17 protein-coding genes are annotated in these 21,934 nt (G+C 67.1%); 9 read left to right on the plus strand and 8 right to left on the minus strand.

The window, feature by feature from the left end:
• Nucleotides 1-112: 112 nt before the first annotated feature.
• Genes P1X14_RS13060 through pdxH form a run of 3 tightly spaced genes read right to left on the minus strand, consistent with a single transcriptional unit; the run spans nt 113 to nt 2,399 of the window.
• A complete protein-coding gene (locus P1X14_RS13060; RefSeq protein WP_277315814.1) occupies nt 113-904 on the minus strand; it encodes a PhzF family phenazine biosynthesis protein in 792 nt (263 codons plus the stop codon).
• A complete protein-coding gene (locus P1X14_RS13065; RefSeq protein ID WP_277315815.1) occupies nt 901-1,824 on the minus strand; it encodes a cation diffusion facilitator family transporter in 924 nt (307 codons plus the stop codon). Before P1X14_RS13065 ends, P1X14_RS13060 begins: the two co-directional genes overlap by 4 nt.
• Nucleotides 1,821-2,399, minus strand: coding sequence for a pyridoxamine 5'-phosphate oxidase (gene pdxH, locus P1X14_RS13070; protein WP_277315816.1), 579 nt, complete (start codon nt 2,397-2,399; stop codon nt 1,821-1,823). The genes P1X14_RS13065 and pdxH overlap by 4 nt, the downstream gene beginning before the upstream one ends.
• Nucleotides 2,400-2,572: 173 nt before the next feature.
• On the opposite strand from pdxH, the gene P1X14_RS13075 reads away from it, so the two are divergent.
• From P1X14_RS13075 to P1X14_RS13110, 8 genes are all read left to right on the plus strand, one after another.
• Nucleotides 2,573-5,053 carry a circularly permuted type 2 ATP-grasp protein gene (locus P1X14_RS13075; protein ID WP_277315817.1) on the plus strand — a complete coding sequence of 827 codons (2,481 nt, stop codon included), beginning with the start codon at nt 2,573-2,575 and terminating at the stop codon, nt 5,051-5,053.
• Nucleotides 5,053-5,943, plus strand: coding sequence for a transglutaminase family protein (locus P1X14_RS13080; RefSeq protein ID WP_277315837.1), 891 nt, complete (start codon nt 5,053-5,055; stop codon nt 5,941-5,943). Before P1X14_RS13075 ends, P1X14_RS13080 begins: the two co-directional genes overlap by 1 nt.
• Nucleotides 5,944-5,996: 53 nt before the next feature.
• The gene (locus P1X14_RS13085) at nt 5,997-6,938 is read left to right on the plus strand and encodes a DnaJ C-terminal domain-containing protein (protein ID WP_277315818.1); all 942 of its coding nucleotides are present in this window, start codon (nt 5,997-5,999) and stop codon (nt 6,936-6,938) included.
• Between the two features lie 78 nt (nt 6,939-7,016).
• Nucleotides 7,017-7,910, plus strand: coding sequence for a YihY/virulence factor BrkB family protein (locus P1X14_RS13090; protein WP_277315838.1), 894 nt, complete (start codon nt 7,017-7,019; stop codon nt 7,908-7,910).
• Nucleotides 7,907-8,710 (plus strand): enoyl-ACP reductase FabI, encoded by an 804-nt coding sequence (gene fabI / locus P1X14_RS13095; RefSeq protein ID WP_277315819.1) that lies wholly within the window; start codon nt 7,907-7,909, stop codon nt 8,708-8,710. Before P1X14_RS13090 ends, fabI begins: the two co-directional genes overlap by 4 nt.
• Entirely contained in the window at nt 8,707-9,234 is a 528-nt protein-coding gene (locus tag P1X14_RS13100; RefSeq protein ID WP_277315820.1) for an N-acetyltransferase, read from the plus strand. Before fabI ends, P1X14_RS13100 begins: the two co-directional genes overlap by 4 nt.
• Complete coding sequence (gene aroC / locus P1X14_RS13105) at nt 9,231-10,298, plus strand: chorismate synthase (protein ID WP_277315821.1); 1,068 nt, start codon at nt 9,231-9,233, stop codon at nt 10,296-10,298. Before P1X14_RS13100 ends, aroC begins: the two co-directional genes overlap by 4 nt.
• Nucleotides 10,299-10,326: 28 nt before the next feature.
• Nucleotides 10,327-10,587, plus strand: a complete 261-nt coding sequence (locus tag P1X14_RS13110; RefSeq protein ID WP_277315822.1) for a hypothetical protein — start codon at nt 10,327-10,329, stop codon at nt 10,585-10,587.
• Here the strand turns inward: P1X14_RS13110 and P1X14_RS13115 are convergent, their stop codons facing one another.
• Nucleotides 10,588-11,877, minus strand: coding sequence for an adenylosuccinate synthase (locus tag P1X14_RS13115; protein WP_277315823.1), 1,290 nt, complete (start codon nt 11,875-11,877; stop codon nt 10,588-10,590).
• A gap of 142 nt (nt 11,878-12,019) precedes the next feature.
• Complete coding sequence (locus tag P1X14_RS13120) at nt 12,020-15,379, minus strand: PAS domain-containing protein (protein ID WP_277315824.1); 3,360 nt, start codon at nt 15,377-15,379, stop codon at nt 12,020-12,022.
• Between the two features lie 90 nt (nt 15,380-15,469).
• Here P1X14_RS13120 and P1X14_RS13125 point away from each other — a divergent pair, with 90 nt between their 5' ends.
• Nucleotides 15,470-16,477, plus strand: coding sequence for a fumarylacetoacetate hydrolase family protein (locus P1X14_RS13125; protein WP_277315825.1), 1,008 nt, complete (start codon nt 15,470-15,472; stop codon nt 16,475-16,477).
• Here P1X14_RS13125 and P1X14_RS13130 read toward each other — a convergent pair.
• Genes P1X14_RS13130 through P1X14_RS13140 form a run of 3 tightly spaced genes read right to left on the minus strand, consistent with a single transcriptional unit; the run spans nt 16,474 to nt 21,855 of the window.
• On the minus strand, nt 16,474-17,031 hold the full coding sequence (locus P1X14_RS13130; RefSeq protein ID WP_277315826.1) for a hypothetical protein: 558 nt from the start codon (nt 17,029-17,031) through the stop codon (nt 16,474-16,476). The genes P1X14_RS13125 and P1X14_RS13130 overlap by 4 nt on opposite strands.
• Entirely contained in the window at nt 17,018-20,356 is a 3,339-nt protein-coding gene (locus P1X14_RS13135) for an error-prone DNA polymerase (RefSeq protein WP_277315827.1), read from the minus strand. The genes P1X14_RS13130 and P1X14_RS13135 overlap by 14 nt, the downstream gene beginning before the upstream one ends.
• The gene (locus P1X14_RS13140; protein ID WP_277315828.1) at nt 20,353-21,855 is read right to left on the minus strand and encodes a DNA polymerase Y family protein; all 1,503 of its coding nucleotides are present in this window, start codon (nt 21,853-21,855) and stop codon (nt 20,353-20,355) included. Before P1X14_RS13140 ends, P1X14_RS13135 begins: the two co-directional genes overlap by 4 nt.
• Nucleotides 21,856-21,934 lie beyond the last annotated feature (79 nt).

The raw sequence follows: 21,934 nt of genomic DNA on the forward strand, positions 1-21,934 counted from the left end.
CCGCGAAGCGGTGGGAAGGGTGAGGGTCCGTAACAGGCCGTCCCGCACTTAGCCCTCACCCGTCGCCGGACCTTTGGTCCGTCTCTCCCTCTCCCCCAAGGGGAGAGGGATTTTACAGGCTGAAGCTCCCCTCGATCACCGTTACGCACTTGCCGCGTAGTACCACCCGGTCGCCTGCAAGCTCGCAGCCGACATGGCCCCCGCGCTTACTCGCCTGAAACGCGGTGAACCGCTCGCGGCCAAGGCGGGCGGCCCAATAGGGCGTCAGCACCGAATGTGCGGAGCCGGTCACCGGATCCTCATCGATTCCCGCAGCAGGGGCGAAGACGCGGCTCACCACATCGGTCTCGCTGCCCGGCGCGGTGACGATGTTGAGCGTGTCGCCGATCGCTGCCAGCGCCTTGAAATCGGGCTGGAGCGCGAGGACGGCTTCGGCGTTGTCGAGCACGACCAGATCATAGCCGTTCGCGTGGCGCAGCACCTCGCCCGAGGTGACGCCTAGCGCCGCGAGCAATCCCGGTACTTCGGTGGGTTCGGGCGGATAGGCTGGGAGGGCCATCGCATAGCCATCGCCTTCCCGCGTGACTTCGAGGATGCCGGCCTTGCGCGTGCGGAAGGTGACGCGCTCGAGGGCCGGATCGCCGGTCAGCACATAATGCCCGCTCGCCAGCGTGGCGTGGCCGCACAAAGCGACTTCGACCGCGGGGGTGAACCAGCGCAGCTCGTAATCCGCCGCGCCGCTGGCATCGGGGATGATGAACGCGGTCTCGGCGAGGTTGTTCTCCTCGGCGATCGCCTGAAGCACCGCGTCGTCGAGCCACGCGTCGAGCGGCATCACCGCGGCCTGATTGCCGGTGAAGGGCCGGTCGGCGAATGCGTCGATCTGGACGAAGGGCAGCTTCATTGCGGGTCTTCCTTGAGGGTTGCTGTCTCGTCCGCTTCGGTCAGCGGATTGTCGGTATCGATCTGGCCTTCGGGATCGACATGGATGATGAACTCGGTGCCGGGGAACTCGCTCGCCAGCCGCGTCTCTAGCGCGTCGACGATGTCGTGCGCCTCGGCGACGGTCATCGCCGGGTTCAGCCAGATATGGAATTGCGCGAAATCGCTCGATCCGCTGGTGCGGGTGCGCAGATCGTGCAAGCCTTTGAGCTGCGGGTGGCTGGCGGCCAGTTCGACGAGACGGCGGCGCTTATCGTCGGGCCATTCGCGATCCATCAGCTGGTCGAGCGCGGCTTCGCTGGCCTTCCACGCGCCGAAGAACAGCCAGAAGGCGATGGCCACGCCGAACAGCGCATCGGCGCCGCGAATGCCCGCGACCGAGTCGATCAGCAGCGCGGCGATCACCGCGACGTTGAGGAACAGGTCCGAACTGTAATGGATCCGGTCGGTGCTGATCGCGATCGACCCGGTCTGGCGCGCGACCATCGCCTGATAGCGGGTCAGCCCCAGCGTGACTGCGATGGCGATCAGCGAGACGCCGATGCCGAATTCGGGCGCTTCGGTCGAAGTCCCGGCGATGAACTGCTCGATCGCGCGGACAAGGATGGCGAAGGCCGAGATCGAGATGACCACCACCTGAAACAGTGCCGCCAGCGCCTCGGCCTTGCCATGGCCGAAGCGATGCTCCTTGTCCGCCGGCTGCGCCGCCCAGTGGACCCCGCCGAGCGTTACCAGCGAAGCGAGCAGATCGAGGACCGAATCCGCGAGGCTGGCCAGCACCGCGACCGATCCGGTCCTGTACGCGGCCCATGCCTTGAGCAGGCCGAGAAGGAGCGCGACGGTGACGCTGGCGAGGGCCGCGCGCTGGGCGAGATTGCTCACGGGTACAGCAGCCCCTCGGTCCAGCCGTCCGCGGTGCGGGTGAAGACGCGGCGTTCGTGGAGGCGATGCGCGCGGTCCTGCCAGAATTCGATCCGTGCGGGCGTCACGCGATAGCCGCCCCAATGTGGCGGGCGAGGAACATCGCCGCCCTCGAACCGCGCCTGCATCTCGGCGAATCGCGCCTCGAACGTCGCGCGATCGGCGAGCGGGCGCGACTGGTCGCTGGCCCAGGCACCGAGCTGCGAATCCCTGCTCCGGGTCGCGAAATAGGCATCGCTCTCGGCATCGGTGGCGCGGGTGACTGCACCCTCGATGCGGATCTGGCGGCGCAGCGACTTCCAGTGGAACAGCAGCGCCGCCTTGGGCGTCGTTTCCAGCTCGCCTGCCTTGCGGCTCTCACGGTTGGTGTAGAACACGAACCCGTCCGGCCCATGGCCCTTGAGCAGCACCATCCGCACCGAGGGCTGGCCATCCGCATCGACTGTGGCCAGCGCCATCGCGTTGGAGTCGTTCGGCTCGGTTTCGCGCGCCTCGGCATACCAGCTGTCGAACAGGGCGAAGGGGTCGGTGGTCATGGGCGAGCCTCTACGCCCCCGCCGATTTGGTGTCGAGGAACGACTCCTTTGCCGCGCCCGCCAATCGCTTCGCGGCGATGTGTTGCGGATCGGACACGGATCGGCGTCCGAACCTTGTTGCCATGCAGCATGGATTGCCGCATTCCGGATCGCCTGAAGGGGAACGGGTGTCGATGGCCAGCGCGCCTAGCGGATTGTTTGACGTGGGGGTCATCGCGGACCGGTGGATCGCGGACTATTGCGCGCCGGGCCGGGCAAGCGACGTGCTGTGCGCGCGGCCTTCCGGCGATTCGGCGTGGAACGCGGTGTTCGAGGAACTGGCGGGGCTTTCCGGCGACACGCTGGAGCATGCCCGCGAGCGCGCCCAGCGCCATGCCGACGACATCGGCACCGGATTCCGTATCGCCGGCGAGGGCGAGGAGCGCCCCTGGCCGCTGTCGCCTGTCCCGCTGCTGATCGAGAGCGACGAATGGCGCGGGATCGCAGCCGGTGTTTCGCAGCGTGCCGAGCTGATGGAGAAGGTCCTCGCCGATATCTATGGCGAGGGCAGTCTGGTCCGCGACGGCAATATCCCCGCGGCGCTGGTCACCGGCAGCCCCTTCTTCCTGCGCCCGCTGGCGAACCTGACGCCGCCCGGCGGCTATCATCTCCAGTTCGTCGCGTTCGACCTCTGCCGCGATCCGTCGGGCGAATGGCGGGTGCTGGCCGATCACCTCCGCGCGCCTGCGGGTGCCGGCTATGCGCTGGAAAACCGGCTGGCGATGGCGCGCACGCTGGGCGGGTTGCAGAACCGGCTGAATATCGAGCGGCACGCGCCGTTCTTTGCCGCGTTCAAGGGCGGGCTGGCGGAACTGTGCCGCCGTGCCGATCCGCGCATCGCACTGCTCACCCCCGGGCGGCTCAATGCCAGCTATGCCGAGCAGGCGCATCTGGCGCGCTATCTGGGCTTTCTGCTGGTCGAGGGTGCCGATCTCGCGGTGCTGGACGACAAGCTTTACGTGCGTACGATCGCCGGGTTGAAGCGCGTCGATGCGCTGTGGCGGCGAGTCGATCCGCGCATGCTCGATCCGCTGGCGCTCGATTCGCATTCCGCGATCGGCGTGCCGGGCGTGGTCGATGCGATGGCTGCGGGCAATGTGGTGATCGCCAATGCGCCGGGGGTCGGCGTACTCGAGGCGCCGGCCTTCTCGGCATTCTTCCCGGCACTGGCCGAAGCGGTGCTGGGCGAGTCGCTGAAGCTGCCCAATATCGCGACCTGGTGGTGCGGGCAGGATGGCGAGCGCGCGCATGTCGAGGCTGCGCTGGATACGCTGCTGGTCTCGCCCGCCTTCGGGCCTTCGCCGCTGGGGCTGCCTGATGGCGCGGCGCTGGGCTCGGCGATCACCGGCGAAGCGCGCACGGCGCTGCTGGCCGATATGGCGCGGCGGCCGCAGGATTATGTCGGGCAGGAAGTGGTCACGCTTTCCACCATGCCGGTGGTGTCGGGCGATGAACTCGCGCCGCGGCCCTTCACGCTGCGGGTGTTCGCGGCGCGTGGGAGTGACGGCGAATGGACCGTGCTGCCCGGCGGCTTTGCGCGGATCGGCGAGCATGCCGATGTGCGCGCGCCGGTGATGGGCGAAGGCGTGTGGTCGGCCGATGTGTGCGTGCACGGACCCGATCCGGTTGCGCCGATCTCGCTGCTGCCCTCGGGCGATTCGACCCAGCTGCGGCGCAATCCGGGCACCTTGCCCAGCCGCGTTGCCGACAATCTGTTCTGGCTGGGCCGTTATCTCGAGCGCGGCGAGGCGCAGCTTGCGGCGCTCCGCGTGCTGCTGGGCCATTCGATCAGCGCGGATACCGGCGCGGCGCTGGAACCGGGGACGGTACAGCGGCTGGTCAATCTGGTCGTCGCCAGCGGTGCGGCGCCCGCGCCCAAGTCGCTGCGCCGCGCCGAACTGCAGCAGTTTGCGCGCACCGCGCTGGAGGATGAGGACGGCTGGTATTCGATCCGCGCGATCAACCGCCAATCACGCGGCATCGGCGAGGTTTCGCGGGATCGCCTGTCGGCGGACATGATCCAGCTGCTCGACGCGCCGTTCCCGACCAAGGGATCGTTGCTCGACAAGGCGGGGTCGCTGCACCGGCGCTATTCGGCGCTGGCGGGGCTTTCGGCCGAGCATATGGGGCGCACCGATGCGTGGCGCTTCCTCGATGTCGGCCGCCGGATCGAGCGTGCGCTGGCCGCGATCCGCACCGTACGAGCGCTGGGCGGGACCGACGCGACCGCGGACGATCTTTCGACCCTGCTCGATCTTGCCGACAGCCAGATCAGCTATCGCCAGCGTTACCTGACCGGGATCGCGCGGGTGCCGGTGCTCGATCTGGTGACGCTGGACAGCTTCAATCCGCGTGCGATCGCGTTCCAGATCGGCAAGCTGGCGGCGCATCTCAACAAGCTGCCGGTGCTGTCCGACGATGGGCTGGCCGAGCCACAGCAGGAACAGGCGCGTCAGCTGGCGGCGATCCTGGTCACCGCGCGTGCCACCAGCATCGATACCCCGATGCTGTGGGACATGGAGAACCGGCTGGGCACGCTGTCGCAGGAGATCGCGCGGCGATATTTCCTGCAGGGTGCCGAGCCGCTGCGCGAAGCGGGCATGATCCTCGCGTGATGCTTTACGCAATCAAGCATGTGACGCGGTTCGAATATGCCGAACCGGTCGGCTTCTCGCGCTGTAACCTGCGGCTGCAGCCGATCCTGTGGTCGGGGCAGGAAGTCGAGGATTACAAGCTGACCATCCAGCCGGGCGGGCGGGTATCTCCGGCGCGGGCCGAGGCAGGTCTCGCCAATGTCGTGCGGCTGGTGGTCGATGTGCGGACGCGCTCGCTCAGCATCGAAAGCACCGCGCGGGTGCGGGTGGAGCGGCCGATCCCGATCCCGTCGCCGTCAGATCCGACGCTGGCGCAGATCGCCTTGTGGGCGCGGGACAGCCGCGACATGTCGCCTGCCAGCCCCGCCAGCTATCTCTTCCCCTCGCCGCTGATCCCGCTCGACCGCGAGATCGCCGCATGGTGCGCACAGGAACTCGATCCGGGCCGCGGCGCGCTGGACGCGGCGATCGGCCTTGCGCTGCGCATCCAGAACGAGTTCGACTTCGATCCGACCGCGACTTTGGTGGATACGCCGCCGCGACAAGCCTTCGACAAGCGCCGGGGCGTTTGCCAGGATTTCGCGCAGATCATGATTTCCGGCCTGCGCGCCGCGGGTCTGCCCGCCGCCTATGTCTCGGGCTATCTGCGCACCCTGCCGCCCCCGGGCCAGCCGCGGCTGGTGGGTGCGGACGCCACCCATGCCTGGGTGCTGATCTGGTGTGGCCCCGATCTGGGCTGGGTCGGCGTCGATCCGACCAACGGCATCTGGATGGCCGAGGATCATGTCGTCGTCGCCATCGGCCGCGACTATGCCGATATCGCGCCGATCGACGGCATCGTGCTGGGATCGGGCGCGCAGAAGATGGACGTGTCTGTCGACGTCGAGCCGCTGGAAGAAGTGGCCGCCTAGGGTTGCGATATCGATCCGGCGAGCCGATGTACGGCGCGGACAAAGGGACAAGAATGGCTGATCCGTACGCAACCCTGGGTGTCGCGCGTGGCGCGAGCGAGGCCGATATCAAAAAGGCCTATCGCAAGCTCGCCAAGGAGCTGCACCCGGACACGAACCAGAACAACCCCAAGGCTGCCGAGCGTTTCTCCAAGGTCGCGCAGGCCTATGATCTGTTGGGCGACAAGGACAAGCGCGCGCGGTTCGACCGGGGCGAGATCGATGGCGACGGCAATCCGACTTCGCCATTCGGCGGCTTTGGTGGTGGACCCGGCGGGCCGCAAGGCGGCTTTCGCCAGGACGATTTCGGCGGCAGCGGCGGGGATTTCGGCGACATTTTCGAAGGGCTGTTCGGCGGCGGACGCCGCGGCGGGCAGGAAGGCGGGTTCAACGGGGGTTTCGGCGGGTTCGGCCGGCGCCAGCCTCCGCCCAAGGGCGCCAATATCGCCTATCGCCTGTCGGTGAGCTTCGAGGATGCGGCCAGGCTGGCGCCGCAGCGGATCACGCTGCGTGACAGCAAGACCATCGACCTGAAGCTGCCCGCGGGTGTCGAGACCGGCACCCAGATGCGGCTGAGCGGCAAGGGCGAGGCCGGGCCGGGTGGCGCGGGCGACGCGATCGTCACCATCGAAGTGCAGCCGCACCCCTATTTCAAGCGGAGCGGCGACGATATCCGGCTGGACCTGCCCATCACGCTTTCCGAAGCGGTGCTGGGCGAGCAGGTCCGCGCGCCGACGCCCGAGGGCGCGGTGATGCTGACGGTTCCCAAGGGCGCGACTTCGGGCAAGACGCTGCGGCTCAAGGGCCGCGGCTTCCACAAGAAGGGTGGCACGCGTGGCGATCTGCTGGTCACGCTGATGATCGACCTGCCTGCCGACGATGCCGAGCTGCGCGCCTTCGTCGAGGGCTGGCAAAGCCGCGATCAGGGGAACCCGCGCGCGAAGATGGGCGTCTAACCCCGCGTGGAGCCAGCACAACCGCCCGGCATTTCGCCCGAATCCCCCGAAGCGCGTCGGCGCGGCTTCGGCACGGCGCTGAGTGGCGGGTTGCGGTCGATCGGGATCGGCGAGCGGTTCAAGGTGGTGGTGAAGCGGGTCGCGGTCGGCACCTATACCGACGGCTTCACCTATGCCGGCAACCTTGCCTATCTCAGCCTCGTCACGCTGTTCCCCTTCTTCATCGTCGCGGCGGCGGTCGCGCGGCTGATCGGGCGGACGGGCGAGGGCCTGCATGCGCTGAACGTCTTCCTGCAGACTGTGCCACCCCAGGTCGGTAATGTGCTGCGCCAGCCGGTGCAGGACGTGCTGGAGGCACGATCGGGCAGCCTCTTGTGGTTCGGCGCGATTGTCGGGCTATGGACCACCGCGGGTTTCATCGAGACGATCCGCGGGATACTGCGGCAAGCCTATGGCACCCAATCCTCGACGCCCTTCTGGCGCTACCGGCTGGGTGCGATCGGTGTGGCGGCGGGATCGGTGGTGCTCGCAATGGCCGCGTTCAGCTTCCAGGTGATCCTGACCGGCGTCGAGCAGTTCCTCTACCGCGTCTTCCCCTTCGCCAGCGATGCGCAGACGCTGATCAGCTACACGCGCATCGTGCCCGCGCTGGCGCTGTTCGCGGCGCTCTACATGCTGTTCTACTCGCTGACGCCGCGCAAATACCGCAAGTCGAAATGCCCCAAATGGCCGGGCCCTGCCTTCGTCACCGCATGGTGGATGGCGACTACCGCGCTGTTGCCCGGTGCGCTGGAGACGCTGACCAATTACGACCTGACCTATGGCAGCCTGGCCGGGGTGATGATCGCACTGATCTTCTTCTTCATCATCGGGCTTGGAGTGGTGATCGGCGCCGAATTGAACGCGGCACTGGCGGAAACGCCCGATGAAGGGCTAGAGACGCCCCAAGAGCAGGAGGTTAAGCCGACGTGACGGGATTGATGCAGGGCAAGCGCGGGCTGATCATGGGTCTGGCGAACGATCGTTCGCTGGCATGGGGCATTGCGAAGAAGCTGCGCGAACATGGCGCGGAACTGGCGTTCAGCTATCAGGGCGAGGCGCTGGAAAAGCGCGTGCGCCCGCTGGCCGAGGAATTGGGCAGTGATTTCCTGATCGATTGCGACGTGTCCGACATGGCGGCGCTGGATACCGCGTTCGCGACGCTGGCCGAGCGCTGGCCGACGATCGACTTCGTGGTCCATGCCATCGGCTTTTCGGACAAGAACGAGCTGCGCGGCGGCTATGTCGATACCAGCCTCGATAATTTCCTGATGACGATGAACATCAGCGTCTATTCGTTCGTGGCGGTCTCTAAGCGCGCCGCGGCGATGATGCCGAACGGCGGATCTCTGCTGACGCTCAGCTATTACGGCGCCGAGAAGGTGATCCCGCATTACAACGTGATGGGCGTGGCCAAGGCGGCGCTGGAAACCAGCGTGCAGTATCTCGCGGTCGATCTGGGCAAGGACAATATCCGGGTGAACGCGATCTCGGCCGGGCCGATCAAGACCCTGGCCGCATCGGGCATCGGCGATTTCCGCCTGATCCTGAAGTGGAACGAGTTGAACTCGCCGCTGAAGCGCAACGTCACCATCGAGGATGTCGGCGGTGCGGGCCTCTATTTCCTCAGCGACCTGTCGAGCGGCACCACCGGCGAGACCCACCATGTCGACGCCGGCTATCACGTCGTCGGCATGAAGGCGGAAGACGCGCCGGACATCGCGCTGGCGTGACCATCACCATCCGCGGCGCGACCGGCGGCGATGTCGCCGCGATCGACGCGTTGCTGCGCACCAGCTTTCCCCAGCCCGCCGAGGCGCAGCTTGTCCAGCAGCTGTGCATCGATGGCGACATGGTGCTGACCCTCGTCGCCGATGACGAGGAGACCGGCATGCTGGCGGGCGTCGCGGTGTTCAGCCGGATGGCGGTGGAGATCGACGGCAAACCTGTCGCCGCGGTCGCGCTGGCGCCCGTTGCGACCGCGTCGATGCACCGGCGTCAGGGCGTGGGCGAAGCGCTGATCGCCGCCGGGCTGCGCCATCTGGGCGATGCCGGGGCGATGCTGGCCTTCGTGCTGGGCGACCCGGATTATTACGAGCGCTTTGGTTTCTCTACTGACTGGGCAAGCGGATTTGCGTCGCCCTATGCCGGCGACTACTTCATGGCCATGCCATTGCAGGGCGGCGCGATGCCGTGCGGCGTGCGGGGCGAGGCAGCGCATGCCCGCGCCTTTGCGCAACTGGGCGAGGAATCATGAGCTTCAACACGTTCGGCCGCGTCTTCCGCTTCACCACTTGGGGGGAGAGCCATGGGCCGGCGCTGGGTGCGGTCGTGGATGGCTGCCCGCCGGGGCTGGCGCTGAGCGAAGCCGATATCCAGCCCTTTCTCGACAAGCGTCGTCCGGGCCAGTCGCGCTTCACCACGCAGCGGCAGGAGCCGGATCAGGTCCGCATCCTCTCCGGTGTGTTCGAGGGGCGGACGACCGGCACCCCGATCAGCCTGATGATCGAGAATGTCGACCAGCGCTCGAAGGATTATTCCGACGTCGCCAAGGCCTATCGCCCCGGCCATGCCGATTATGCCTATGACGCGAAATACGGCTTTCGCGACTATCGCGGCGGCGGGCGCAGCTCGGCGCGCGAGACAGCGGCACGGGTCGCGGCGGGCGGCGTGGCGCGGCTGGTGATCCCCGAGGTGAAGATCCGCGCCTGGGTCGAATCGATCGGCGATGACCGGATCGATCCCGAGAATTTCGATGCGGCGGAGATCGACCGCAACCCGTTCTTCTGCCCCGATCCCGCCGCGGCGATGCGCTGGGAGGCTCTGGTCGACAAGGCGCGCAAGGCGGGATCGTCGCTAGGCGCGGTGATCGCGTGCGAGGCGACCGGCGTGCCGGCCGGCTGGGGCGCGCCGATCTATGCCAAGCTGGACAGCGAGCTTGCCAGCGCGTGCATGTCGATCAACGCCGTGAAGGGGGTCGAGATCGGCGACGGCTTCGGCGCGGCCCTGCTGTCGGGCGAGGAGAATGCCGATGCGATGCGGCCGGGCACCAACCATCCCGAATTCCTGGCCAATCATGCCGGCGGGATCACCGGCGGTATCTCGACCGGCCAGCCGGTGACGCTGCGCGTGGCGTTCAAGCCGACCAGCTCGATCCTGACCCCGGTCGAGACGATCGACCGCGAGGGCAATGCCGCCGAGATCATGACCAAGGGCCGCCACGATCCCTGTGTGGGCATCCGCGGCGCGCCGGTGGTCGAAGCGATGATGGCGCTGGTGCTGGCCGATCAGAAGCTGCTCCACCGCGCGCAGTGCGGGTGAGGTCCTTGTGCTGTGCGGCGCGACCGGATTGCTCGGCACTATCTTCGGCGCACGCAAGGCCCGGCTCGATCGGGATCGCGACCAGCACCATCTGGCGTCGATGCTGATTTCCATCGCGGCAGGACGCGACGAGGTGTCGCGCGCCGATCTGGACGCCTTTGTCGCTGCGAAAGGCTGGTCGGGTGCGGACTGGTCGGTGCGGCGCAGTCACGCGGCGAAGCTCGCGGGGACCGCCGTTTCGGGCGAGCTTTACGACAAGGTCATACAACTCGCCCGCGATATCGGCTGATCAATCCGCGAACGGATCGCGGACCAGGATCGTATCCTCGCGCTCGGGGCTGGTCGAAACCAGCGCCACCGGGCACTGGATCAGCTCTTCGATGCGGCGGATATATTTGATCGCCTGTGCCGGGAGATCGGCCCAGCTGCGCGCGCCCGCGGTCGATTCCTGCCAGCCGGGCATGGACTCGTAAACCGGTTCGATCGCGGCCTGATCGGCGGCGTTGGACGGGTAATAGTCCAGCGTCTCGCCGCGCAGCTTATAGCCGGTGCAGATCTGCACTTCGTCGAACCCGTCGAGCACATCGATCTTGGTCAGCGCGATGCCGGTGATGCCCGAGACCGCGGCCGACTGGCGCACCAGCACGGCGTCGAACCAGCCGCAGCGGCGCTTGCGGCCGGTGACGGTGCCGAACTCATGCCCGCGCGTGCCGAGCCGCTCGCCGGTCTCGTTATCCTGCTCGGTCGGGAAGGGGCCGGAGCCGACGCGGGTGGTGTAGGCCTTGGTGATGCCCAGCACGAAGCCGACCGCGTTGGGGCCAAGGCCGGTGCCCGACGCGGCGGTACCCGCCACCGTGTTCGACGAGGTGACGAACGGATAGGTGCCGTGGTCGATATCCAGCAGTACGCCCTGTGCACCTTCGAACAGGATGCGGCGGCCGCGCGAGCGCGCCTCGTGCAGCATCCGCCAGACCGGCTCGGCGAAGGGCAGGACGAAGCCGGCAATCTCCTCGAGCTGGGCCATCAGCGCGGCGCGATCGATCGGGGCAGCACCGAAGCCGGCGCGCAGCGCATCGTGATGCGCGAGCAGGCGGTCGATCTGCGGCCCGAGTTCGTGGAGATGGGCGAGGTCGCACACGCGGATCGCGCGGCGGCCGACCTTGTCCTCATAGGCCGGGCCGATTCCACGGCGCGTCGTGCCGATCTTGCCGGTGCCGCTGGCATCCTCGCGCATCCCGTCCAGTTCGCCGTGCAGCGGCAGGATCAGCGGGCAGGTGTCGGCGATCTTGAGCGTGTCGGGCGTGACGTCGACGCCCTGGCCGCGCAGCTTCTCGATCTCGGACTTCAGGTGCCACGGATCGAGGACGACGCCGTTGCCGATCACCGAAGGCGTGCCGCGGACAATGCCGGAAGGAAGCAGCGAGAGCTTGTAGACCTTTTCGCCCACCACCAGCGTGTGGCCGGCATTGTGCCCGCCCTGAAAGCGGACGACGACATCGGCGCGCTCGGCGAGCCAGTCGACGATCTTGCCCTTGCCCTCGTCACCCCATTGGGCGCCGATCACTGCGACATTTGCCATGGATACAAGTCTCCGCCTGCCGGGCGGACCCGAAGCCGCCCTTCGACAGGACTCGGCGGCATGGGCTGTACAAGGGCGGGGCACATCGCCCGAAGCCGCGGCGCGAATGGCGCTCCGAGGCTCGTGCGTCAAGGGCTATATTCTACCCGTCCAGCGCGGCGCGGATTCGGATGGCGAGCTGGTCGAGCGAAAACGGCTTTGCCAACACCGTGTCGGCTTCGGAACTTACCGCTTCGCGCGAATAGCCGCTGGTGAAGAGCAGCTTCAGCCCCGGCAGGTGCTGCGAAGCGCGCTCGGCAAGTTCGCGGCCGGTCATTTCGGGCATGACGATATCGGTGAAGAGCAGGGTTACGGACTGGCCGCTTTCGATGATGCGCAGTGCGTGCGGGCCGTCGGGCGCGTCGAGCACGGTGTAACCAAGCTCGCGCAGCGCCTCGACTGAATAGTTGCGCACACGCTCCTCGTCCTCGACCACCAGCACGATCTCGTCCTCGCGTCCGCGGGGTAGCTCGGCAGGGGCGGCATTGCGCTCGATATGGGCGAGGTCGCCTTCGTGGACGGGCAGGTAGACGCGGACGATCGTGCCGCGGCCTTCCTCAGAATCGATGCGGACATGGCCGCCCGACTGGCGGACGAAGCCGAACACCTGGCTGAGGCCGAGGCCAGTGCCCTTGCCGACATCCTTGGTGGTGAAGAAGGGATCGAAGGCGCGCGCGGCGACGGTGCTGGACATGCCGATGCCGGTATCCGCCACTGCGATCATCACATAGTCGCCCGTGGCGATGCCGAACGCGATCGCCTCCGCGCCGTCGATGGTGCAATTGTCCGTCTCGATGATCAGCAACCCGCCCTGCGGCATCGCGTCGCGGGCGTTGACCGACAGGTTGAGGATCATGTTCTCGAGCTGGCTGGGATCGGCCATGGCGTGGCGCAGGCTGCCGGGCAGGCGCGTCTCGATCCTTATATCCTCGCCCAGCGTGCGGATCAGCAGCTCGGTCATTTCCGAGATGGTCCGGTTGGCATCGACCGCCACGGGTGCAAGCGGCTGCTGGCGGGAAAAGGCGAGCAGCCGCTGGGTGAGCGCCGCGGCGCGGGTGGCGCCGTCGCGTGCGGCGGTGACGTAGCGCTCGACATCGGTGCGGCCCTGCGAGATGCGCCGTTCGAGCAGGTCGAGCGCGCCGATCACCACCGCGAGCATGTTGTTGAAATCATGCGCTATGCCGCCGGTCAGCTGGCCGACCGCTTCCATCTTCTGTGCCTGACGCAGCTGCTGCTCGGCGGTCATCAGCTGGCGGGTACGTTCCTCGACCGCGCGCTCCAGTTCGGCGCGCGATCGGCTGAGCACTTCGCGCGCGTCGACGATATCCTGGATATCGGTGCAGGTGCCGAACCAGCGGGTGATCGTCCCTGCATCGTCGCGCACCGGCTGGGCCGATCCCAGCACCCAGCGATATTCGCCGCTGTGATGCCGCAGCCGATATTCGATGCGATAATGATCGCCGGTTTCGAGGCTGTGGCGCCACACCGCCCAGGCACGCTCCTGATCCTCGGGATGGAACATGCCGTTCCACGCCTCGCCATCGGTGCTGCCGGGGGGCACGCCGGTATATTCGTACCAGCGATCATTGTAATAATCGTGATAGCCGTCAGGCCGGGTCGACCAGACCATCTGGTCGATCGAATTGGCGATGGCGCGGAATTTCTCCTCGCTCTCCCGCAGCGCCTGCGACGCGCCGACGCGTTCGACCGCGTCCCATGAGATCTCGGCGACGCCCTCGACGAAGCGGATCTCCTCGTCGCTCCAGTCGCGCGTCTCGGAGCTGTTGACGTACATCGTCGCCACCCAGATGCCGTTGCGCAGCAGGGGCACGCCGATCCCCGCGGGCGAGATGCGGCCCATCGCCTGATCGGGATGCTCGCGCGCGGTGTCGCGCATCACCACCGTCTGCCCGCTGCGATAGCGTCCTGCGGTAAAGGCGACTTGTTCGGCGGACATGGTGCCTTCCAGCGCGGGCAGCTTGTCGCTGACCCAGCTGGGGCCGAACTGGATCAGGCCGCTGGCGAACACCCGGTAGAAGCCGACCCGGTCGAGCCGCATGCGCCGTGCCAGCGCCGCGGCGGTGAGGTGCATGATCGCTTCGGGCGTATCGAGGCCGCGCTGCTGTTCGGCCAGCGCATAGATGAAGGCCTGGGTCTCATAGGCGTGCTGCAGATCCTCGGCAGCGGCGTGCGCGGCTTCCTCGGCGTTGCGCCGCTCGGTCACGTCGAAGCTGACCCCAGCGAAGCGCTGCGGCTTGCCGTCTTCGAACGAGCAGCGGCCCTGCGCGCTCAGCCAGCGCTCGGAGCCGTCGGGGCGGACGATGCGATACTCGATATGATAGGGGACGCCGCTGGCCATCGATGCCTGGATCGCATTGCGTACCCGCTCGCGATCGGCCGGATGGACCAGCGGATAGAATGCGGTCATCGATCCGCCTGCGGCCAGCAACTCGGGCGGCATGCCGAACAATTCGGCGAAGCGCGCATCGCCGGTGACGTGATCGCGCGGCACGTCGTAATCCCAGATGCCGATGCCAAGCGAGGCGTCGAGCGCGATCTGGAGCCGTTCCTGGCTGTGGCGCAGCGCCTTTTCGGCATTGGCGCGATCGGTGACGTCGGTCGCCTCGACGAAGATCGCTCGGGTCTGCCCGCCGGCATTCTTGATCGGCTGATAGACGAAATCGAGAACCCGCGTTTCTGGTTCGGCGCCGGGGATGCGCTGGAGCTGGACCGGGGTGCCGTTGGCGCGGAAGGCCACGCCGCTGGCGCGGACCCGGTCGAGCAGCTCGATAAAGCCCTGATCGACCACCTCGGGCAGCGCCTCGGCCAGCGGCTTGCCCAGCACGTCGCGGCCGCCGATCAGCTCGAGATAGGCCGGGTTGGCCATTTCGACCACATGATCCGCGCCGCTGAGCAGCGCGACCGCGGACGGCGCCTGTTCGAACAGCTCGCGCAGCCGGTCGACCTGCGCGGAGCGGCGCTTTTCGGCCAGCACGAAGCGAGTCGTCTCGTTGCCCTGGTTGAGCAGGCCCAGCACCTTGCCCGATTCGTCGCGGATCGGGGTGAAGCTGTAATTCCACCAGGTGTCGCGCAGGCTGCCGGCGCGCATCATGCTGAGCGGCTGGTCATAGGCGGCGAAGCCGGTGCGGCTGGCGACCGCGGCCTGCATCTGCGGGCCGACGATATCCCAGATCTCGGGCCAGATCTCGGCGCCCGGCTTGCCCAGCGCCGCCGGGTGGCGCTCGGCCGGGATCGACGACCAGGCGTCGTTGTAGAGCAGGTGGAAGTCCGGCCCCCAATAGATCGCGGTGGGAAAGGACGAGGCCAGTGCGGTATCGAGCGCGAAGCGAAGCGGCTGGGGCCAGGTTTCCGGGTTCCCAAGCGGGTGCGCCGACCAGTCCATGTCGCGGATGCGCTGCGCCATTTCGCCGTCATGATCGAGAAAGGGCAGCACCGGACTCATCGTCCGACCGTTGCGGCGCACGACGGGGCTGTCAACCGCTCGACTTATCGGCGATGCTGTCTAAGGAGAGGTGCGAGGAGAAAGTAACAAATGAAACTAGCCAGCCTCAAGCAGGGCCGCGACGGCCGACTCGTCGTCGTATCGAACGATCTCGCCTGGTGCGCCGACGCCACCGCCATCGCGCCGACGATGCAGGCCGCGCTGGACGATTGGGATCAGGTGGAGGCCGATCTGCGCAACCTCCAGACCGATCTCGATCACGAAGCCATCCCGATGATGCGCTTCCATGAGCGTCAGGCTGCCGCACCGCTGCCGCGCGCCTATCAATGGGCCGACGGATCGGCCTATGTGAACCATGTCGCGCTGGTGCGTCAGGCGCGTGCCGCCGACATGCCCGACAGCTTCTGGCACGATCCGCTGATGTATCAGGGCGGATCGGACGGGTTCCTGGGGCCGCGCGATCCGATCCCGCTGAAGGACGAGAGCTGGGGCTGCGACCTTGAGGCCGAAGTCGTGGTGGTGACCGGCGACGTGCCGCTGGGCGCCAGCCGCGAAGAAGCGCTGGCCGCGGTGCGGCTGGTGGGCCTGACCAACGACGTTTCGCTGCGCAACCTGATCCCGGGCGAACTGGCCAAGGGTTTCGGCTTTTTCCAGTCCAAGCCCGCTAGTGCCTTCTCGCCGGTGTTCGTGACGCCGGACGCGCTGGGCGACTGGTGGAAGGACGGCAAGCTGCACCGCAAGCTGATGGTCGACCTGAACGGTCAGCCGTTCGGCCGCGCGGAAGCGGGCGAGGACATGACCTTCGATTTCGGGGTGCTGATCGCGCATGCGGCCAAGACCCGCGCGCTGGGCGCCGGCACGATCATCGGATCGGGCACCGTTTCGAACCGCGACAGCGACGGCGGCCCGGGCAAGCCGATCGCCGAGGGCGGCGTGGGCTATTCCTGCCTCGCCGAAGTGCGCACGGTGGAAACGATCCTGCGCGGCAAGCCCGAGACGCCGTTCCTGAAGGCCGGCGACACCGTCCGCATCTGGGCCGAGGACGACAAGCATCACCCGATCTTCGGGACGATCGAACAGGTGGTGACGGCGGGCTAGAAGTCGAGCGATCCCTGGCGGGGGACCAACTGCCAGTTGGCAATTGGTTCGTGCCGTCCCTTGCCATGGATGCTGACGGCGAAAAGCAATTCATCGACCGGCCAGCGGATCGGCGCGATCGAGCGGAAACCGTCCGGTGCGACGCCATAGGTCAACGAAACATGAGGTGTGCCCTTCTTTATAGGCCCGGATAGGCCGACCCGGGCGAAGGCCGCAGCCAGCGCGTGTCGAAAGGATCGGTAGGCCTTCATATCGCTGCCTCTGAGCTCCCGGCCTCGGACATGGTCGAGCACGACGTCAAATGGCCTTGCGTCCAGCAGCCTGATCGCTTCGCCGAGGCGTGCGAGATCGTCGCGGGTCAGCGCGCGGAGATCGCCGATTAGCGCGATGGTGGAATGAAAGCGGTTGGCGCCATAATTGCTGATGATGCCAAGCATGCGGCGAGTCTGTTCCATCTCTGTAGCGATCGCGACCGATGGCTTGAAGAAGAGATAGGCGGGCAACGGGCCATCGTGCGCCGACCATTTGTCCAGCAGGTGATCAATGGAAATCATGCGAGCGCACCGGGATGACATCGTCGTCGCGGCCACCTGACCGGGGCGGCCAGCTTTCCAATGCGCGCTGACGGGGCAGGTTGAGGCGGTCGCGCGGGTCGATCGTGCCGCCATGGGTGGCGCCGTCGCCGGGCATGGTCATGCGGGGCAGGTCGAGATCGCCGATGGTGCGCAGCATCGGAGTCAGGTCGGTCAGGCTGTCGGCGACCAGATGGATCACCAGCCCTTCCTTCTGGACGCGGCCGCGGATCGCCAGCATCGTCGCCGTCATTACCGTCCGGCGATTTGCCTCGAACCGGTCGCGCCACAGAATCGCGTTGGCGATGCCGGTCTCGTCTTCCAGCGTGATGAAGACCACGCCATTGGCGCTGCCGGGCCGCTGACGCACGAGGATGAGCCCCGCGACTTCGACATGCGCGCCGTCCTTGATGGAAGCGAGATCGCCGCAACGCCGGATGCCTTGCAGATCGAGCCGGCCACGCAGAAAATGGACGGGGTGCATGCGCAGCGTGAGCTGGGTGGCGCGATAATCCTCCACCACTTCGCGGCCATCGGTGAGAGGTTGCAGTTCGACCGGCGCCTCATGCGCTTCCGGCGCGATGACGCCTTGCCGTGCGTCGGCTTCGAGCAGGAGCTGCAACGGGGCGTCGCGGAGGCCCTTGATCGCCCATAACGCCTGACGCCGGTTCAGCCCGAGTGTGTGGAAGGCATCTGCGCGGGCCAGAGATTCCAGCGCGTCCGGCTTCACCTTCGTGCGCCGCCAGACCTGCTCGATCGAGGTGAAGGGGCCACCGGCCATGCGCGCGTCGACGATGTCGTTGGCATCCTTCGCGCTCAGTCCCTTAACGGCGCGCATGCCGAGGCGCAGCGGCAAGAGGTTCTGCCAGTCTTCGTCCGTGCCGCAAAAGCCGGGATGCCGAGGGGGCCGGGAGCCGGACACATAGCGCTCGACCGACATGTCCCATTCGCTGGCGTTGATGCAGACCGGCCGCACCTCGACGCCATGCTCGCGCGCGTCGCGGACGATCTGGGCGGGGGCATAGAAGCCCATCGGCTGCGAATTGAGCAGCGCCGCGCAGAAGATGTCGGGATGGCGGCACTTCATCCAGGACGACGCAACTGCGATCTTGGCGAAACTGGCGGCATGGCTTTCGGGGAAGCCATAATTGCTGAAGCCTTCGATCTGCTTGACCAGCCGTTCGGCGAATTCGTCGCCGATCCCGTTGTCGCGCATGCCCGCGAGCAGCTTGGGACGGAACTCGCCGATCGTGCCGTCGGCCTTGAAACTGGCCATGGCGCGCCGCAGCTTGTCGGCTTCGTTGGCGGTGAACCCCGCGCCGACGATCGCCACCTGCATCGCTTGTTCCTGGAACAGCGGCACGCCGAGCGTCTTTCTCAGCACGGTTTCCAGTGCGGGCGAGGGATAATCGACCAGCTTCGGATTCTCGCGCCGCTTCAGATAGGGGTGCACCATGTTGCCCTGGATCGGTCCCGGCCGGACGATGGCGACCTGGATCGCGATATCGTAGAAATCGACCGGCTTCAGCCGCGGCAGCATCGACATCTGCGCGCGGCTCTCGATCTGGAAGACGCCGAGCGTGTCGGCACGGCGGATCATCTCGAAAGTCGGCTCGTCATTGTCCTGCATGATGGATGAGGACAGGTTCAGCCTGATCTGCTTGCGCGTCTCCAGCAGATCGAAACAGCGCCGCATGCAGCCGAGCATGCCGAGTCCGAGCACATCGACCTTCATGAAGCCGAGTTCCTCGATATCGATCTTTTCCCATTCCACGACGCGCCGGTCGATCATGGCCGCGGGTTCGACCGGGATCAGGTCGTGCAGCCTGTCGCGCGTCAGCACGAAGCCGCCGGGATGCTGGGACAGATGGCGCGGCGTGCCGATCAGTTCGCGTGCCAGCTGCAGCATCAGCGCGATGCGATGATCGTTTCTGTCGAGATTGAGCGCATCGGCATGCCTGTCGTCGACATCGTTCGACCAGCCCCAGACCTGACCCGACAGGGCCGCGGTCAGATCCTCGGGCAGGCCCAGCGCCTTGCCGACCTCGCGCAACGCGCCGCGCGAACGGAAGCGGCTGACCACGGCGGTCAGCGCGGCATGATCATGGCCATAGCTTTCGTAGATCCACTGGATCACTTCCTCGCGCCGCTCATGTTCGAAATCGACATCGATATCGGGCGGCTCGTGGCGCTCGGTCGAGATGAAGCGTTCGAAGAGCAGCTGGTGCTTGATCGGATCGATCGAGGTGATGCCGAGCACATAGCAGATCACCGAATTCGCGGCGCTGCCCCGGCCCTGGCAGAGGATCTGCTGGCTGACTGCGAACTGGACGATCGAGTTCACGGTCAGGAAATAGGGCGCATAGCCCATCTGTTCGACCAGACCGAGTTCATGAGTCAGCAGGTCGCGATAGGCCTGGGGCGGGTTGCCCGCGAATTTCTGCTTCAGGCCGTTCCATGACAGCGCGTGCAGGGCTTGTTGCGGGGACTTGCCGAGGAACACATTCTCTTCGGGATACTGATGCTTGAGGTCCCGCAGCGTGAAGGTGCAGCGTTCGGCGATCGCCTCTGCGGCCATCAGCGCTTCGGGATAGCGACGCATCCGTCGCGCCATTTCCTCGGGCGGTTTCAGGTGCCGGTCGGCATTGCGTTCGCGGCGGAAGCCGAGTTCGTCGATCGTGCATTTCTCGCGGATCGCGGTAACGACGTCCTGCAGCATGCGCTTGTCGGGATGGTGATAGAGCGTGTCCCCGGTGGCGAGCGGGGACAGTCCGTGGCGGCGGGCGGCCTGATCGAGCAGGTGCAGGCGCATCGCATCACCGGGACGGCGATGATGGGTCAGGCACAGATGGCCGCGATCGCTGCCGAACACGTCTGCCATCCAGCGCAGCGCCAGTTCATCTCCGGTATCGGCGATGCCCGGAACCAGCGCGGCGACCAATCCGCCGCAATGCGCCGCGACGTCCTCCCAATGGAGGAAGCATTTGCCCTTCTCGCCATGCTGGGCGTCGGCGCGCGACTTGCCGAGGGTGAGCAGGCTGGTGAGACGGCTCCACGCCGCGCGATCCTCGGGCCAGACGAGGATGCCGGTGCCGTCGACCAGATCGAGGCGGCAGCCGGTGACCAGCTTCACGCCGGTCACCTCGGCTGCGACCAGCGCACGGACGACGCCCGCGACCGAGTTGCGATCGGTCACGCCGAGCGCGGTCATGCCCATCAGGGCCGCGGACGCGAACAGTTCCTCCGGCGCCGACGCACCACGCAGGAAGCTGTAATGCGTGGTCGTCTGAAGCTCGCACCAGCTCATCCGAAGATGCCGTGCAGATACCAGCTGAGATCGCCGGTCACGCCACGTTCGCCATCCCCCTTGCGGAACAGCCAGTAGCGATGGCCTTCATCGTCCTCGACGCGGAAATAATCGCGCACGCTGTGCGTCTCGCTGCGGCGTTTCCACCATTCGCCATGCACGCGTTCGGGGCCGTCGGCGCGAACGATGCGATGCGTGGCGCCGCGCCAGGTGAAGCGGCGCGGGGCGTGATCGGGCAGCTCGGCCAGGACATGATCGATCCGCTCGGGGCGGCGGAGCAGGCGGGCGGGCTTGGGCCAGTGCGGATGCCAGGGCTCGAGCATGGGATTGCGCGAAAGATGACGAACATCGCCTGGTTTGAGGCGGGCGCCGGGTCGTTCGGGCGGGTCGAGGACGGGGCCGCGGGCGGCGCTGCGCTCAGGCACGTCGCTTTCGACCGCACGCATCCGCCAGAGCCGATCGAGGCCGATCCGTGTCGCGAGCGTATCGACCAAGGGCGCGAGATCGGGCGCGGCTTCCTCGTCGAGCCGTTCGACAAAGGGTTCGGGGCCGAGCGGGCCGGAGCGGCGGACATGGAGTGCGATCGAATCGATGCCGAAGCCCGGTTCGACATCCTCGATCCGGCGCTTGAGCAGGCGCAGCAGATGCGCGGGATCGCGGTTGGGACGGGCCAGACCCAGGCGGATGCGCTGGGGCACGCCGTCGATACGGTCGGCGACGAATTCGAGGCGGAGGGCGCCGAGGCCGGCCTGTGCGAGCGCTTCGGCGAGTTCGGGGACGAGCTGGCCCAGCCAGTGCGCGATGGCGTCTTCGGTCAGGATGGGTTCGGCGAAGCGGCGCGCGGTGGCGATGTGCAGGGGCGGGATGACCGGATGCAGCGGCTCGGGTAGGGTGCCCAGCGCGCGGTTGATCCGCGTGGCGATGGTGGCGCCGAACCGTTTGACCAAAGGCGCGCGTGGGATTTCGGCAAGCTGGCCGACGCGTTCGATGCCGAAGCGGCGCAGCAGCTCGACCTGCGCGGATTCGATGCGGAGCGATGCGGTGGGGAGACCGGCAATGGCTTCGGCATGGCCGCCGGGCGGACATAGCGTGACGGGATCGCGGGCATGATGCGCCAGTGCCCAAGCCGCGCCCGGCGTATCGGCGATAGCAATTCGTGCGGTAAAGCCGAGCCGGGCGAGCAGGCGGACGATGCGGCGCGCCATCCGGGCTTCGCCGCCGAACAGATGATCGGTTCCGGTGGTTTCGAGGAAGATCGTGTCGCTCCCCTCGATCGCGACGATCGGCGAATAATGACGCGCAAAGGTGATCGCGAGGCCGTGGAGCGATGCGAGATCGCCCTCCGGATCGGCGGGGCGGATATCGAGGCCGCGGACCAGCACGCGCGCCTGGGCGAGGGCCATGCCGGGCATCAGGCCGAGCGCGAGCGCATGCGGGCAGGCCGCGGCGATGGTCTGGCGGCTGCCCTCGCGGAGGCTGGTGACGAGGGGAGGCTGCAACGAGCGGCTCGCTCGCGACGCTGGTCCTCGCGGAGGGGATTTGAAGGAATCGTCCCGTGCCCAGCGGGCACCCGGGCGC

Origin of the sequence: Sphingomonas sp. AOB5 (genome assembly GCF_029433115.1) — a bacterium.
Classification (GTDB): Bacteria; Pseudomonadota; Alphaproteobacteria; order Sphingomonadales; family Sphingomonadaceae; genus Sphingomonas.